Consider the following 13,297-nt stretch of genomic DNA (forward strand, 5'->3'; position numbering starts at 1 on the left):
CCGTTACGCCATGACAGACTCCGAAGTAAAAGCGCCAAAGATCGAATTTCCCTGCGCGGATTATCCGATCAAGGTAATCGGCGATACCGGTGTGGGCTTCAAGGACAAGATCATCGCGATCCTTGAAAAACACGCCACCGTTGACCACAAGACGCTGGCCGAGCGCCAGAGTACCAACGGCAAATACACGACCATCCAGTTGCACATCATTGCTACCGGCCAGGAACAGCTCTACGACATCAACAGCGAGCTGCGAGCGACCGGCTTCGTGCATATGGTGTTGTGATGCCGGGCACGCTGGGCTTTCGCGAGCTGGGCAGCATGGCTTACGAGCCGGTCTGGCATGCCATGCAGCGCTTCACGAACGAACGTGGCACCAGCGCCGACGATGAAGTCTGGCTGGTGGAACACCCGCCGGTGTTCACCCAGGGCCAGGCCGGCAAGGCCGAGCACTTGCTGCTGCCGGGCGATATCCCGGTGGTGAAGGTCGACCGGGGCGGGCAGGTGACTTACCATGGCCCCGGCCAACTGGTTGCCTACCTGTTGCTGGATGTGCGCGAGCTGGGGTTCGGCGTGCGCGAGCTGGTCACTCGCATGGAAACATGCCTGATCGAGCTGCTCGCCAGCTACGGTGTGACCGCGGCGGCCAAGCCGGATGCACCGGGCGTCTACGTCGACGGGGCGAAGATCGCCTCGCTCGGCTTGCGCATCCGCCATGGCTGTTCGTTCCATGGCCTGGCGCTGAACGTGGACATGAATCTTGAACCGTTTAGACGGATTAATCCCTGTGGCTATGCAGGGCTGGCAATGACCCAGCTGCGCGATCACACAGGATCGATTGAATTTGCCGAGGTAAGTGCCCGGCTGCGCGCGCAGCTCGTCAAACACCTCGACTATGCTGAGCAGACGACCCTCACGGGCGGAATCGACTGATATGACTACTGATGCAGTGCAAACCATGATCCCGACGCTGGACGTCACCGAACGTCCGGCCCCGCGTGCCAAGGTAGAGGCCGGCGTCAAGCTGCGCGGCGCCGAGAAGGTTGCACGCATTCCGGTCAAGATCATCCCGACCACCGAACTGCCGAAGAAACCCGACTGGATCCGCGTGCGCATCCCGGTCTCCCCGGAAGTCGACCGGATCAAGGCCCTGCTGCGCAAGCACAAGCTGCACAGCGTCTGCGAAGAAGCCTCCTGCCCGAACCTGGGCGAGTGCTTCTCCGGCGGCACCGCGACGTTCATGATCATGGGCGACATCTGCACCCGTCGTTGCCCGTTCTGCGACGTCGGCCATGGCCGTCCGAAGCCATTGGATACCAACGAGCCGGAAAGCCTGGCCATCGCCATCGCCGACCTGAAGCTGAAATACGTGGTCATCACCTCGGTGGACCGTGACGACCTGCGTGACGGCGGTGCCCAGCACTTCGCCGACTGCATCCGCGAGATTCGCAAGCTGTCGCCGAACGTGCAGCTGGAAACCCTGGTGCCTGATTACCGTGGCCGCATGGACATTGCCCTGGAAATCACCGCCGCCGAGCCGCCGGATGTCTTCAACCACAACCTGGAAACCGTGCCACGCCTGTACAAGGCTGCGCGTCCGGGTTCGGACTACCAGTGGTCGCTGACCCTGCTGCAGCGTTTCAAGCAGATGATGCCGCATATTCCGACCAAGTCTGGCTTGATGCTGGGCCTGGGTGAGACTGATGAGGAAGTCATCGAGGTCATGAAGCGCATGCGTGAGCACGACATCGACATGCTGACCCTGGGCCAATACCTGCAGCCTTCCCGTAGCCATTTGCCGGTGCAGCGTTTTGTGCATCCGGATACCTTTGCCTGGTTTGCGGAGGAGGGGTACAAGATGGGCTTCAAGAACGTTGCTTCGGGGCCGCTGGTGCGGTCTTCTTATCATGCGGATGAGCAGGCTAAATTGGTCAAGGCTGAGCTTTTGGGTTCCTGAGTTTTTTAGGGGTATATCCGTTTTTTGCGTAATGGCGGCTGACGGTTCCGCTCTTACAGCGGGTCACTTTTATAAAGCGCAAAAGTAACCAAAACGCTTTTGCCCCACCACTCGGTGCCTCGCCTAGGCTCGGCATGCCTGAACGCAGGCATTGCTCCGTGGGCCGCCGCGAAGGGCCATCCCTGGCCCAGCGCGGCTACCTCGGCATCCATGCCGAGGTGCCCACTACGCAACACCTCCGTTCAGCCAGCGTGGTTAACGGGGCGCCGAAATCAACGTCCACCGCGAGGCGGCCTTAGGGCCGACCTGGTTTGTCGGGATTGCGTTTCTTCTGTGGGAGCGAGCCTGCTCGCGAAGGCAGTGTGCCAGCCAATGAAGATGTTGGGTGTGACGGCCCCTTCGCGGGCAAGCCCGCTCCCACAAGGGGCTGCGTTGTACGCAAATTTTGTGGTTGCTGAAGATCAATTGTGGGAGCGGGCTTGCTCGCGAAAGCGGATTGTCAGTCGATGAAAATGTTGGATGTGCTGGCCTCTTCGCGAGCAGGCTCGCTCCCACAGTGATTCTCTGTACGTCGTGAAATCTGCGTCAGCCGAAGATCGAATGTGGGAGCGAGCTTGCTCGCGATGGCGGTGGTTCAGCTAAATAGTTACTGGCACATGTCTCGCTCTTGCTCTTGCTCTTGCTCTGCTTTTGACTCTGATCTCAGCGCCCCGTTAAACCACGCTGGCCGAACGCAGGCATTGCGCAGTGGGCATCCCGGCATGGATGCCGGGATAGCCGCGCTGGGCCATGGATGGCCCTTCGCGGCGGGCCCACGGAGCAATGCCGGAGTGAGGGCACACCGAGCCCAGGCGAGGTGCCGAGTGGTGGGGCAAAGCGCTTTTGGTTACTTTTGGCGCTTTACCAAAAGTGACCCGCTGTAAGAGCGGAACCCTAAGTAGCCATTACCGCAGAAACGGATATTCACACGATCAAAAAACCGGAAAACCCATGGCCCACACCCTAATCCCACACCACCCCGTCCCGGCCCTCCTTCAAGAAGGCCTGATCGGAGTGATCGCCCCCGCCGGCCCAGCCCCATTGGACACCGAAAAAGCCATCCAATGGATGCGCGCCAGGGGCCATGATCTGCGAATTTTCCCCGGCGTCTACGAAAAAGACGGCTACCTGGCCGGCAGCGACGATACACGACTGAACGACCTGCACGCCGCCTTCGCCGACCCAGAGGTAAACGCGATCATCTGCCTGCGCGGAGGCTACGGCACCCCCCGCCTGCTCGATCGCATCGACTTCGAGCTTATTAAACGAAACCCCAAGCCCTTCGTCGGTTACAGCGACATCACCGCACTGCATCTGGCAATCAGCCGTTACGCCGGCTTCGTGACCTTTCACGGACCGTTGCTCAACGCCGACCTGCTGGGCGACAAGGAGCCCCCGACCGTCACGTCGTTCTTCAGCCTGCTGCGCGGCCAATTGAAGGCGGGCGACGTACTGAGCCATCCCGCAGCCTATCCATTGACCACCGTGGAACCCGGCATTGCCCAAGGGCGCCTGCTGGGCGGCAATCTGTCGATGATCGCCGCAACCATGGGCACGCCCTACGAAATTGATGCCGAAGGTGTGATCCTGCTGGTCGAGGACGTCAATGAGCCGCTCTATCGCATCGACCGTCTGCTGACCCAATTGCGGCTGGCAGGCACCCTGGCGAAGCTGCGAGGCGTGCTATTGGGGGATGTCGCCGGTGTGGATGGCGAGGCGCTGAACCGCTTGTTCAAGCAGACCTTCGAACCACTGCGTATTCCGGTGTTGTCTGGCTGGCGCAGCGGGCATTGTGATCCGAACCTGACGTTGCCGATGGGCGCGCTGGTGATGCTGGATGCGGGGGAGAAGAGGTTGGTGCTGGAGCAGGATGTGGTAGTCAGCCGCTAGTCTTGTAGCGCCTGCAAGTCAGTCATCGCGAGCAAGCTCGCTCCCACATTCGACCGAGTTTCCCTGACGGAACGCAGCCACTGTGGGAGCGAGCTTGCTCGCGATGGCGTCAGCCGCCATACATCGATTCAGCGACTACGCAACGCCTCCAGCAACTTGTGTGTCGGATACCCATCCGCCGGCCAGCCAAACGACTGCTGGGCGCTGCGGATCGCCTTGCGGGTGTTGGCGCCGATAATGCCGTCGGGCGTGCCCGCATCGTAGTTGTGCTTGCCCAGCAGGGTCTGCAGTTCGATACGTTCGCTGCGACTCAGGGGAAGGTCCTCCTTTGGCCACTGGCCGTAGACCAGGCCTGCGCCGGCGAAGCGCTGTGACAACAGCCCAACCGCCAAGGCGTAGGACGATGAGTTGTTGTACTTGAGGATGGCTCGGAAGTTGTCGAATATCAGGAATGCCGGGCCGCGATGGCCTGCCGGCAGGAGAAGGGAAGCCGAGAGCTGTTTCTCATCCGGGGCAATCGGCAAACCGCCATATTCGGAAACGCCCAGGCGCTCCCATTCGGAGACGGGTTTGCGAATCGTGCCATCGGCCAGGGTGTAGTCGAAGCCTTCACCGAGCGAGACCTCGAATCCCCATGGTTGGCCGCGCTGCCAGCCGGAGCTTTGCAGGTAATGCGCGGTCGAGGCCAGGGCGTCGGTGGCGCTGCCCCAGATATCACGACGCCCATCGCCATCGAAATCCACTGCATGGGTGTTGTAGGTAGTTGGAATGAACTGGGTCTGGCCCATGGCGCCGGCCCAGGAGCCGAGCATTTTTTCCGGGGTGATATCGCCCTGTTGCAGAATTTGCAGCGCGGCAATCAGTTGTGCGTGGGCAAAGCCCGGGCGCCGTCCTTCGTAGGCGAGGGTGGCCAGGGAATTGATCACTGACTTGGTCCCCTGGAACTGGCCGAAATTGCTCTCCATGCCCCACACCGCTACCAGCGCCTGGCGATCAACGCCGTAGCGCTGTTCGATGCTTTGCAGGATGTCGGCGTGCTGCTGGAGCAAGGCCTGGCCTTTGCGCACCCGCAAAGGTGACAAGGCGCCATCGAGGTATTCCCATACCGGCCGGCTGAATTCAGGTTGGCTGCGATCCGCCTTGATCACGCTCATGTCCGGGCTGACGCCGATGAAGGCACGGTCGAACAGGTCGGCCCGGATCCCGGCGGCCAGTGCTTCCTTGCGAAACCCGGCTTGCCATTCGGCGAAGGTCTGGGTCGGCGCAATATCCAGGTTCTCCCCGGTCGGCACTACGGGCGGCACGATGGCCGGTGCGGTCACGGCAGGCAGGGTCTTGAGCGGTTGGGCATCGGCGGCGGTGGGTTTTTCAGCGCAGGCGACCAATAACGCAACGCTTGCGGCAGCTATCAATTGGCGCAGTGGCCAACGACGGGAAAGGCAGAGGGGCATGCACGGGTCCAGATAAACGAATCAAGTGCTGACCTTAACATGGGCAGGGGCTGTAGAGCTTGTTCGAGTGTTTCAGGCTGCCAGAAAGCAAGAAGCCTCCCAGTTGTCAGACTGGAAGGCTTCGCGGCGGTAGCTGCCTTTGCCCTTGGCGGGTCGTTCCTGGCGGCTGCGGAACAGGGGCTGGGCGACGATGGACTTGGCCTTGTTGGGGCCATGCCTGGATGGCTTTTTGCTCATGATCAGATCTCTCCTGGGGATGGTTTTTCGCGAGGCAATCATGGGACAGAGCTGGGTTTTTGTCCAGTCCCTGGACCGTGCTGGTTATGTTGTCTGGATGGAGAGATTTTGTGGCGAGGAGCAAGTCCCCTCACCACAGGTACCGGTTTATTCAGCGGGTAATGACAGCCGTTGGCCGGCCATCAACAGCGACAACCGGCTCAGGCTCATCCACGGCGAGCCTGCGGCCTGGCCCTTGATCTGTGCGTCGATGCGCTGGGCTTCGAGCAGCAATTGCGCCCAGCGTGATGCCGAGTAACGTTGCAGCGCCTTGCTCATCAACGGTTTGCGTTTGTCCCATACCGGCGGCCGGGCCTGGCTGAAGGCTTTGTCCAGCGGCACGCCCTGACTGTATTGCAACGACAGGTTCGCGAGCAGGCGCAACTCCCGGGCCAGCGCCCAGAGAATCACCGGCGGTTCGACGCCCTCGCCCCGCAGGCCTTCAAGCATGCGCAAGGCGTGGGCGGCTTCACCGTTGAGGATCGCGTCGGTCAGCCCGAAGACATCGAAGCGTGCGCTGTCGGCCACGGCCGCCTGGACCGTTTCCACCGTGATCTGGCCACCCTCGGCCATCAGCTTGAGTTTTTCGATTTCCTGGGCAGCGGCCAACAGGTTGCCTTCGACCCGGGCGGCAATCAGCTCGACCGCGTCCTGGCTGGCCGACAGGCCGGCCTGGGACAGGCGCTGGCGGATCCAGCTGGGCAACTGACTGACATCCACCGGCCAGATCTGCACGAACTGAGTCTGCTGGCCTTCGACCAGCGCCTTGCCCCACTTGGTTTTCTGCGCGCTGCCGTCGAGTTTCGGCAGGCTGATCAGCAGTACAGTGTCCTCGGCGGGCCGCGAGCAGTATTCGATCAGCGCGGCGGCGCCCTTGTCACCGGGTTTACCGGAGGGCAAGCGTAGTTCCAGCAGGCGTTTCTCGGCGAACAGCGACATGCTTGCCCCGGCCTGCAGTAACGTACCCCAATCGAAGCTGGCGTCGGCGGCGAACACCTGGCGTTCGTCGAAACCTTGCTGGCGGGCGGCAGAGCGGATGGCGTCGGCGGCTTCCTGGCACAGCAGCGGGTCATCGCCGCTGATGATATAGACGGGCGCGAGCGCGCCTTGCAGGTGTTTGCCGAGTTGAGCGGGAGCGAGTTTCATAGGCGCAGGCGAGCGGGGCGCCGGAGCGCCCCGCAAGGCTTATTGAGCCGGGATCTGCAACGGCGACTGTTGCGGGGTTTCCGCCTCAGCCTTGCGTGCCGCTTCCAGCGCTTCGGCTTCGGCCTTGGCGCGAGCGTCGGCGGTCTGTTGCAACTGGTCCAGTTGAGCCGGGCTCAGCTGTTGCAGGCGCAGCATCATGCGCTGGACCAGTTCACGACGCATTTCGCCGCGTACTTCGACGGACTCCTGATCGGAACCGGTGATGTTGTTGCCGTCGTGCAGGTAGACCTTCTGCACCTGCAGCTTGTCATCCAGCAGCGACAGACCATTCTGGCCGCGGATTTCGTAGTTCAACACGTTGGTCAGCTCGTACTCGGCCGAACGACCGGCGCCGGCATAGCTGAGGCTGCGCTGGCTTTGCTGTTCGCTTGCCAATACCAGCTTGTACGGTGCGCCGCTGTAGACTTTCACACCGCTGTTTTCCAGGGTCTGACGCAGCATTTTCACGGTATCGCCATAAGCGTCCCGCGCGCTGAGGTCCAGTTCCTTGATGGCCAGCTCGGTGGTGCCAGTGCCGCGCAGCTGGAAGCCGCAGGCGCTCAACAGGACCGCCAGGCCCATAACCAGCAGATTACGTTTGATCATCTTGTTGCTCCCCTTGAAACCCATGGGCCGACTGTGCGGCCCCGCAGGTCATATTCGGCGTCCGGCCGGTGGCCTGGACGCCCGATCCAATTAGCTTGCGACGATATTGACCAGTTTGCCGGGCACGACGATCACTTTGCGGATCGTCAGGCCATCGACGAAGCGCAGTACGTTTTCGTTGGCGCGTGCGGCGGCTTCGACTTCTTCGCGAGTGGCGGCGGCCGGCATGTCGATCTGGCCGCGCAGCTTGCCGTTGACCTGGATGACCAGGGTCAGGCTGTCTTGTACCAGCGCTGTTTCGTCCACCACCGGCCAACCGGCGTCGATCACCGGGTCGGCGTGACCCAATTGATTCCACAGTTCATGGCTGATGTGCGGAGTGATTGGCGCGAGCAGCAGCGTCACCGCTTCCAGGCCTTCATGAACCAGCGCGCGATCCTGTTCGGTGTCTTGCGCGGCTTTTTCCAGCACATTCATCAGCGTCATTACTTGAGCGATGGCCGTGTTGAATTTGTGGTTCTGGCCGACGTCATGGCTGGCCTGCTTGATCGCCAGGTGAATCGAGCGACGAATGGCTTTCTGCTCGTCGTTCAGGCCGGCGAGGTCCAGTTTGCCCGGCAGACCCTGGCTGACGTGAGCCTGGGCCAGGCGCCAGACGCGCTTGAGGAAGCGGTGCGAGCCTTCGACGCCGGAGTCGGACCATTCGGCGCTCATGTCGGGTGGCGACGCGAACATCATGAACAGGCGGCAGGTGTCTGCGCCGAACTGGTCGATCATCGATTGTGGGTCGACGCCGTTGTTCTTCGACTTGGCCATTTTTTCGGTACCGCCGATTTCCACCGGCAGGCCGTCGGCGATCAGCTTGGCGCTGATGACCTTGGCTTTGCTGTCGCGTTCGAGCTCGACGTCGCTCGGGTTGAACCAGGTATAGGCACCATTGGCTTCGCGACGATAGTAAGTCTCGGCGATCACCATGCCTTGGGTCAGCAGGTTCTTGAACGGCTCGTTGGAGCTCACCAGGCCTTCGTCGCGCATCAGCTTGTGGAAGAAGCGCGCGTAGAGCAGGTGCAGGATGGCGTGTTCGATGCCGCCGATGTACTGGTCCACTGGCAACCAGTGGTCGGCCGCGGATTTTTCCACCAGGCCGCCTTCATAATGCGGCGAGGCGTAGCGGGCGTAATACCACGAGGACTCGACGAAGGTGTCCATGGTGTCGGTTTCACGCTTGGCCGGTGCGCCGCATTTCGGGCAACTGCATTCGTAGAACTCGGGCATGCGCGCCAGGGGCGAGCCGGCGCCATCGGGTACGACGTCTTCCGGCAGGACCACTGGCAACTGGTCTTCCGGTACCGGTACATCGCCGCAGGTGTCGCAATGCACGATCGGAATCGGGCAGCCCCAGTAGCGCTGGCGGCTGATGCCCCAGTCACGCAGGCGGAACTGGGTGCGCGAGGCGCCGAGGTTTTTCTTGATCAGCGCGACTTCGATGGCATCGAATGCGCCGGCGAAATCCAGGCCGTTGTACTCGCCGGAATTGATCAGCTCACCGTGCTCGCCGTAGGCATCCTGCCATGGCGCCGGGGTCTGGTCACCGGCGCTGGTGCGCACGACCGGTTTGACCGGCAGGTTGTACTTGTGGGCGAACTCGAAGTCGCGTTCGTCGTGAGCCGGCACGGCCATCACGGCGCCGTCGCCATAGTGCATCAGCACGTAGTTGGCGACCCACACCGGAAGTTTCTCGCCGGTGAGCGGGTGTTCGACCAACAGCGAGGTCGGCAGGCCTTTCTTTTCCTGGGTGGCGACATCGGCTTCGGCGACGCTGCCGCCCTTGCATTCGGCGATGAACGCCTGCAGCTCGGGGTTGTTTTGCGCCGCCAGGGTCGCCAGCGGATGTTCGGCGGCCACGGCCACGTAGGTGGCGCCCATCAGGGTATCCGGACGGGTGGTGAAGACTTTCAGGGCGCCGGCCTCGCCAATGGAGGCGACGTCGTACGGGAACTGCACTTCCATGCCCCGGGACTTGCCGATCCAGTTGCGCTGCATGGTCTTGACCTGCTCGGGCCAGCCGGTCAGCTCGTCGAGACTCTCCAGGAGTTCATCCGCGTAGGCGGTGATCTTGAAGTAGTACATCGGGATCTCGCGCTTTTCGATCAGCGCGCCGGAACGCCAGCCGCGACCGTCGATGACCTGCTCGTTGGCCAGTACGGTCTGGTCCACCGGGTCCCAGTTCACGGTGCCGTTCTTGCGGTAGATCACGCCTTTTTCGAACAGACGGGTGAACAGCCACTGCTCCCAGCGGTAGTACTCGGGCTTGCAGGTGGTGACCTCGCGAGACCAGTCCACCGCAAGGCCCAGGCTGCGCAGCTGGGTCTTCATGTAGGCGATGTTTTCGTAGGTCCACTTGGCAGGGGCCACGTTGTTTTTCATCGCGGCGTTTTCCGCCGGCATGCCGAAGGCGTCCCAACCCATCGGTTGCAGGACATTCTTGCCCTGCATGCGCTGGTAGCGGGAGATCACGTCGCCGATGGTGTAGTTGCGCACGTGCCCCATGTGCAGCTTGCCGCTGGGGTAAGGGAACATCGACAGGCAGTAGTACGTCTCCTTGCCTGGCTGTTCACTGACTTCAAAGGACTTTTGCTCGTCCCAGAACGATTGGGCGGCGGCTTCGATTTCACGGGGCTGGTAGTGTTCGTGCATGGCTACTTTTGTACTGAATGGGGTGGCCCAATCCTCTTCATTGCCATGCTGGACGCAGACGACGCCGGATGCGGCGTTTTCGATGCCCAGCCAGGCTGGAAGTGGAGTTACAGGAAGCGCCGTAGCATACATGACCGCGCTCTGCCGAGGGAAACCTTGATTGCGTGTCCAGGCGTTGCCGACCATTGCCGACGGCCGGCGTTCAGGGCCGTTGGTCGCGGCGTCCTGCCGGTTTGCCCAGCGAAGCTAAGCTTCTCAATGGGGAGTGAGTCTTATCTTCAATGAGGTGAGGGATGGTTGAATCACAACGAAAAGTCGCTACACCTGAGCTGTACGAAAAACTGATCGATCGTCTCGGGGTGGCCCTGGACGCGGCAAGAACCGCCGGTCGCTTGCGTGATGAACGCCCGGCAGAGCTGGAACTACGCGGCTTGAGCCCCGCAGAGTTCGAAGTCGTCAAGGCTTACCTTGAGCAGGTCGGGCACCAGGCCTCCTCCAGTGGTGTCCAGGCAAACAAGCGTCTCGATGCGCCCCGTCCGGCCAAGGTTGTCTGGCTCAAGGACCGGGCGCCCGACAAGGATGCTGTAAAGGTCCGCTCGCTGCAGTTCAAGTGAAGCCGGATCCACGCGTGTCGCTTTTTTTTGATTCGGCTTTTTTCGAATCTGTTGTCGCATTGCGTCAACCCACCTAGGCTTCGGGCATCTTTGGAGATGCCCGATGCCGTTTCGTTATTTCATCAAACAACTTCTATTGCCGCCCGGCATTCTTTTACTGCTGCTGGCGCTTGCCTGGTGGTGGCGCGACTCCCGGCCGCGCCTGGCTCGCCTGTGTTTTGCCGCGGGCCTGGGTGGTTTCTGGCTGATGAGCCTGCCGGTGGTAGTGCAGTGGAGCGCCGAGGCATTGGAACGTGAGCCGCCACTGCCGCGCAGTGGATGGGCGACCCTGGCTCAGCGGGCCGACGCCATCGTGGTGCTGGGGTCCGGTCGTGAGCGTGGCGACCTGGCCTGGGGCACTGACCAGCCCACCGGTATCGGTCTGGAGCGCCAGCGCTATGCGGCGCGCCTGGCGAAGGCGTCCGGCCTGCCTGTGCTGACTACTGGTGGCTTGCACTATGGCACTCCGCCCAGCGAAGCGAAGCTGATGGCCGACGCGATGCTCGATGATCACGGGGTGGCCGTACGCTGGCTGGAAGAGCGCAGCCGCACGACTTGGGAAAATGCCCAGATGAGCGCGCAGATTCTGTTGCCTGAAGGCGTCAAGCGCGTGGTCGTTGTGACCCAGGCCTGGCATATGCCGCGCGCGGTCTGGAGCTTCCAGCGTGCGGGCTTCGAGGTGGTACCGGCGCCGATGGGGTTTCTCGGCCAGGATAACGCCCGGCCATTGGGCGGCTGGATGCCGGAGTTCAAGTCGATCTGGCAGTCGGGACAGTTGATGAATGAAGCAGCAGGGTTGGTGGGGTATTGGTTGTTCTACCGCTGAACAAAATCGAGGTGAGCACCATTGTGGCGAGGGAGCTTGCTCCCGCTGGCCTGCGAAGCAGGCCCCTGCAGTGCTCCAGGTAAACCGCACTGTCCGGTTTTGCGACTGCTGCGCAGCCGAGCGGGAGCAAGCTCCCTCGCCACAGAGATATCCAGCCCTACAAGAGGTGTGTCAAACGGTCTTGGCCATCCGTCCGGCCATCAACGCCCAGCCCAGCAGCAACACGCACAAGATGATCAACGGCCACGAACGCCATTGCAGGTAGGGCGTCAGGTCGTGCATCGGCACCACTTCGCCGTAGAGGATGCCGCGCTCGAACTGCGGGATGCTGACGGTGATCTGGCCGAAGGGGTTGATCAGGCCGGTCACGCCGTTGTTGGTGGCACGAATCATCCAGCGGCCGGCTTCCAGCGCGCGCATCTGCGCCATTTGCAAATGCTGCAGCGGGCCGATCGAAGTGCCGAACCAGGTGTCGTTGCTGATGGTCAGCAGCAGGTCGCTGCGCGCCGAAAGGCTGGCGGCGAATTCCGGGTAGACCACTTCGTAACAAATGAATGGAGCGATCTGGTAACCCTTGGCTTGCAGCAGCGGCTGGTCGGCCGGGCCCCGGGCGAAATCCGACATGGGCAAGTCGAAGAATGCGATCAGCCCGCGCAGCAGGTCCTGCAACGGCACGTACTCGCCGAAGGGCACGAGTTTCTGCTTGAGGTAGGTGCCATCGCCTTCTCCGGTCACGGTGATGCCGTTGAAGTAGCGTCTCTCGTGGCGCACCAGTTGGCGAATCGGCACGCCGGTGATCAGCGCCGAATGCCGCTCGGCGGCGAAGCTGCCCATCATGTCCAGGTAACCCTGGGCGGACTCCTTGAGCACCGGCACCGCGGTTTCCGGCCAGACCAGCAGGTCGACGCGCTTGGAGCTGAGGCTCATGTCGCGGTACAGCGCCAACTGCGCGTTGAGCTGTTCGGGGTCCCACTTCATGCTTTGTTCGATATTACCCTGGATCGCCGCCACGCTCAGCGGGTCGCCCGAAGGACTGGTCCAGGCGTGGCCCTTGAGCGCCATGCCGGCGACCCACGGACCGACCAGCAGCACCAGGCCCGCAGCGATGAAGCCCTTGCGCCCGGCGCGCAGCAGCCGGGGCACGTTGTACAGCAGCGCGGCGGTCAGGGCGAGGGTGAAGGATATCAGCCACATCCCGCCCAGCGGCGCGAGCCCCGCCAGCGGGCCGTCGAGCTGGCTATAGCCGGAATAAAGCCACGGGAAACCGGTCAGGAACCAGCCGCGGAAAGCTTCCTGGCCCAACCACAGCGCGGCGAAGGCCAGTGCGTCGGCCAGGGGCGCCTCGTTGCGCCGCAGCCAGCGCGCCCACAGCCAGGCGGGCAGGGCGAAAAACCAGGCGATGGCGGCGATGAACAACAGCATCAACAGACCGGCGAGCAGCACCGAGGCGCCGCCGAAGTTGTGGATACTGACGTAGATCCAGCTTGTGCCGGCGCCAAACAGGCCGAAACCGAAACACCAACCACGGCCCAGGGCCTGGCGGGGCGAGAGTTCGCGCAAGCCGGCGTAGAACAACCCGACCGCGAGCAATGCCAGCGGCCAGATGTCGAAGGGTGCCAACGCCAGGGTGGTGATCGCGCCGGCCGCCACGGCCAGCAGGTTACCGGGCCAGCCGGGGCGGGTTATCCAGCGCATGTATTTCCTTAGCGGGTCTCGC

Annotated in this window: 12 protein-coding genes; 6 read left to right on the forward strand and 6 right to left on the reverse strand. The window is 62.3% G+C overall.

Annotated features, from left to right (window positions below; translation table 11 throughout):
- Nucleotides 1–10 precede the first annotated feature (10 nt).
- The 4 genes from J3P89_RS03365 to J3P89_RS03380 all read left to right on the forward strand — a co-directional run bounded on the left by J3P89_RS03365 (nucleotide 11) and on the right by J3P89_RS03380 (nucleotide 3,886).
- Nucleotides 11–286 carry a DUF493 domain-containing protein gene (locus J3P89_RS03365; RefSeq protein ID WP_053125656.1) on the forward strand — a complete coding sequence of 92 codons (276 nt, stop codon included), beginning with the start codon at nucleotides 11–13 and terminating at the stop codon, nucleotides 284–286.
- Nucleotides 286–933, forward strand: coding sequence for a lipoyl(octanoyl) transferase LipB (gene lipB, locus J3P89_RS03370; protein ID WP_434696717.1), 648 nt, complete (start codon nucleotides 286–288; stop codon nucleotides 931–933). Before J3P89_RS03365 ends, lipB begins: the two co-directional genes overlap by 1 nt.
- A 1-nt stretch (nucleotide 934) precedes the next feature.
- Complete coding sequence (lipA, locus tag J3P89_RS03375; RefSeq protein ID WP_014340371.1) at nucleotides 935–1,957, forward strand: lipoyl synthase; 1,023 nt, start codon at nucleotides 935–937, stop codon at nucleotides 1,955–1,957.
- Between the two features lie 990 nt (nucleotides 1,958–2,947).
- Nucleotides 2,948–3,886, forward strand: a complete 939-nt coding sequence (locus tag J3P89_RS03380) for a S66 peptidase family protein (RefSeq protein ID WP_434696718.1) — start codon at nucleotides 2,948–2,950, stop codon at nucleotides 3,884–3,886.
- A gap of 128 nt (nucleotides 3,887–4,014) precedes the next feature.
- On the opposite strand, the gene J3P89_RS03385 is transcribed toward J3P89_RS03380, so the two are convergent.
- From J3P89_RS03385 to leuS, 5 genes are all read right to left on the reverse strand, one after another.
- The gene (locus tag J3P89_RS03385; RefSeq protein WP_434696719.1) at nucleotides 4,015–5,337 is read right to left on the reverse strand and encodes a lytic murein transglycosylase; all 1,323 of its coding nucleotides are present in this window, start codon (nucleotides 5,335–5,337) and stop codon (nucleotides 4,015–4,017) included.
- Between the two features lie 72 nt (nucleotides 5,338–5,409).
- Entirely contained in the window at nucleotides 5,410–5,574 is a 165-nt protein-coding gene (gene arfA, locus J3P89_RS03390; RefSeq protein WP_030140368.1) for an alternative ribosome rescue factor ArfA, read from the reverse strand.
- Nucleotides 5,575–5,721: 147 nt separating this feature from the next.
- Complete coding sequence (holA, locus tag J3P89_RS03395; protein WP_434571617.1) at nucleotides 5,722–6,759, reverse strand: DNA polymerase III subunit delta; 1,038 nt, start codon at nucleotides 6,757–6,759, stop codon at nucleotides 5,722–5,724.
- Between the two features lie 39 nt (nucleotides 6,760–6,798).
- Nucleotides 6,799–7,404 carry an LPS assembly lipoprotein LptE gene (gene lptE / locus J3P89_RS03400; RefSeq protein ID WP_434627978.1) on the reverse strand — a complete coding sequence of 202 codons (606 nt, stop codon included), beginning with the start codon at nucleotides 7,402–7,404 and terminating at the stop codon, nucleotides 6,799–6,801.
- Nucleotides 7,405–7,494: 90 nt separating this feature from the next.
- The gene (leuS, locus tag J3P89_RS03405; RefSeq protein ID WP_434696720.1) at nucleotides 7,495–10,101 is read right to left on the reverse strand and encodes a leucine--tRNA ligase; all 2,607 of its coding nucleotides are present in this window, start codon (nucleotides 10,099–10,101) and stop codon (nucleotides 7,495–7,497) included.
- A gap of 293 nt (nucleotides 10,102–10,394) precedes the next feature.
- Between leuS and J3P89_RS03410 the strand changes: the two genes are divergently transcribed.
- Nucleotides 10,395–10,715: a hypothetical protein gene (locus J3P89_RS03410; RefSeq protein WP_434627984.1), complete on the forward strand. Its 321-nt coding sequence runs from the start codon at nucleotides 10,395–10,397 to the stop codon at nucleotides 10,713–10,715.
- A 103-nt stretch (nucleotides 10,716–10,818) separates the two neighbouring features.
- Complete coding sequence (locus J3P89_RS03415; protein ID WP_434696721.1) at nucleotides 10,819–11,580, forward strand: YdcF family protein; 762 nt, start codon at nucleotides 10,819–10,821, stop codon at nucleotides 11,578–11,580.
- Between the two features lie 171 nt (nucleotides 11,581–11,751).
- Here J3P89_RS03415 and lnt read toward each other — a convergent pair whose 3' ends face one another.
- Nucleotides 11,752–13,275 carry an apolipoprotein N-acyltransferase gene (lnt, locus tag J3P89_RS03420; RefSeq protein WP_434571625.1) on the reverse strand — a complete coding sequence of 508 codons (1,524 nt, stop codon included), beginning with the start codon at nucleotides 13,273–13,275 and terminating at the stop codon, nucleotides 11,752–11,754.
- Between the last annotated feature and the right edge of the window lie 22 nt (nucleotides 13,276–13,297).

The organism is Pseudomonas sp. Z1-14 (assembly GCF_051132005.1).
Taxonomy (GTDB): Bacteria; Pseudomonadota; Gammaproteobacteria; order Pseudomonadales; family Pseudomonadaceae; genus Aquipseudomonas.

Excerpts from the sequence above, each read along its gene's own strand:
- J3P89_RS03365 (WP_053125656.1), top strand. The coding sequence starts at position 11 with ATGACAGACTCCGAAGTAAAAGCGCCAAAGATCGAATTTCCCTGCGCG.
- lnt (WP_434571625.1), bottom strand. The coding sequence starts at position 13,275 with ATGCGCTGGATAACCCGCCCCGGCTGGCCCGGTAACCTGCTGGCCGTG.
- J3P89_RS03380 (WP_434696718.1), top strand. The coding sequence starts at position 2,948 with ATGGCCCACACCCTAATCCCACACCACCCCGTCCCGGCCCTCCTTCAA.
- holA (WP_434571617.1), bottom strand. The coding sequence starts at position 6,759 with ATGAAACTCGCTCCCGCTCAACTCGGCAAACACCTGCAAGGCGCGCTC.
- leuS (WP_434696720.1), bottom strand. The coding sequence starts at position 10,101 with ATGCACGAACACTACCAGCCCCGTGAAATCGAAGCCGCCGCCCAATCG.
- lptE (WP_434627978.1), bottom strand. The coding sequence starts at position 7,404 with ATGATCAAACGTAATCTGCTGGTTATGGGCCTGGCGGTCCTGTTGAGC.
- arfA (WP_030140368.1), bottom strand. The coding sequence starts at position 5,574 with ATGAGCAAAAAGCCATCCAGGCATGGCCCCAACAAGGCCAAGTCCATC.
- J3P89_RS03385 (WP_434696719.1), bottom strand. The coding sequence starts at position 5,337 with ATGCCCCTCTGCCTTTCCCGTCGTTGGCCACTGCGCCAATTGATAGCT.
- J3P89_RS03410 (WP_434627984.1), top strand. The coding sequence starts at position 10,395 with ATGGTTGAATCACAACGAAAAGTCGCTACACCTGAGCTGTACGAAAAA.
- lipB (WP_434696717.1), top strand. The coding sequence starts at position 286 with ATGCCGGGCACGCTGGGCTTTCGCGAGCTGGGCAGCATGGCTTACGAG.
- lipA (WP_014340371.1), top strand. The coding sequence starts at position 935 with ATGACTACTGATGCAGTGCAAACCATGATCCCGACGCTGGACGTCACC.
- J3P89_RS03415 (WP_434696721.1), top strand. The coding sequence starts at position 10,819 with ATGCCGTTTCGTTATTTCATCAAACAACTTCTATTGCCGCCCGGCATT.